The sequence below is a fragment of the Paenibacillus sp. P4_A9 genome, from assembly GCF_056402415.1.
In genome coordinates this window covers 1-1,280 of record NZ_JBFUHL010000210.1, presented here as the reverse complement: position 1 = coordinate 1,280, position 1,280 = coordinate 1, and the positions used below count along the sequence as shown (strand labels likewise).

Below are 1,280 nucleotides of genomic sequence, written 5' to 3'. Positions count from 1 at the left end.
AGAAAGTGGACGTCGCTTAGTTAAACCACCCGTTGGTAATACAGCTGCTCAAAGAGCGCTGGAGATATGTAGCCAATCGTGCTATTCGATCTTGTCCGGTTGTAAAAGAACTCAAGATATCGGTACAGCTTCTGCTGGGCTTCTAGTTTCGTCTTGAATTTGGGGTTGCTGTAGATGAATTCACGCTTCAAGATGCTATGAAAAGCCTCGATACAGGCATTGTCATAACAGTTGCCTTTACGACTCATGCTGGGCGTTATTTCATAGTCTTCAAGCTGTTTGCGGTACTCTTTGGAGGCGTATTGGGAACCTCGGTCAGAATGGTGGATCAGGTCTTTCCCAGGTTTTTTCGTGCTATGAGCCTGTTTTAGTGCATCTAAGACGAGGTCTGTTGTCATTCGGTCGCTTAGTTTCCACCCTACAATTTGCTTCGTGTATAGGTCTAGGATACTTGCAAGATACATTTTTCCTTGGCGACATGGAATGTAAGTAATATCTGCTACCCACTTTTCATTTGGCTTTGATGCGGCAAAATCTTGCTGAAGAATATTTGGAGCAATCGGCTGCTCGTGATTTGAATCTGTTGTTTGAACTCTAAATTTACGTGCCATACAGGAGCGTAGCCCTTGCTCACGCATAATGAGGCCGACCGTCCGTTCCGATACACACAAGCCTTCCTTTAAAAGCTCTTTGTGTATTCGCGGGCTACCATAGATTTCATACGTGAATTGAAAGTGCCATTTAATACGATCCGTTAGTTCCTCTTTGCGCTTGCATTGCTTAGAGTCTTCTGCTGTTCGCCATTTGTAATATCCGCTCCTGGATACCTTTAGCACGCTGCACATCTTCTCCAATCGAAACTCGGAGCGATGATCTTCAATGAACTGAAATCTCAGTTCCTTTCTTTGCTGAAGATGTGCATGACCTTTTTTAGGATCGCGATCTCTTCCTTCAGATCTTCGATTTCCCGTTTCTGGTCGTCAATGAGCTGCGACTGTTCGCGGAGGTTTTCCACTTTGTTAACAGGTTCATGATCAAACTCCCGGTATTTCCCCAACCAGTTTCGTAGGGTACCAGGATTGATGTTCAATTCATCCGCGATATGCTCTAAAGATTTAGTCTGCTCTTGCACATACTTTACAGCTTCACGTTTGAAAGTTTCATTATATCGTTGTCTTGAATCGCTCATGGACAGACACCTCTTAGTTATAGTTATGATTATTATTACTTCTACACTAAGAGACGTCCACTATTAATTCTAAGAGCAAATTCTAAGAGCA

Annotated in this window: 2 protein-coding genes; both read right to left on the bottom strand. The window is 43.3% G+C overall.

Annotation, left to right across the window (positions count from 1 at the left end):
• Positions 1–20 precede the first annotated feature (20 nt).
• Positions 21–881 (bottom strand): IS3 family transposase, encoded by an 861-nt coding sequence (locus tag AC1DVJ_RS31010; protein WP_477596786.1) that lies wholly within the window; start codon positions 879–881, stop codon positions 21–23.
• Positions 882–892: 11 nt separating this feature from the next.
• A complete protein-coding gene (locus AC1DVJ_RS31005; RefSeq protein ID WP_477596784.1) occupies positions 893–1,189 on the bottom strand; it encodes a transposase in 297 nt (98 codons plus the stop codon).
• Between the last annotated feature and the right edge of the window lie 91 nt (positions 1,190–1,280).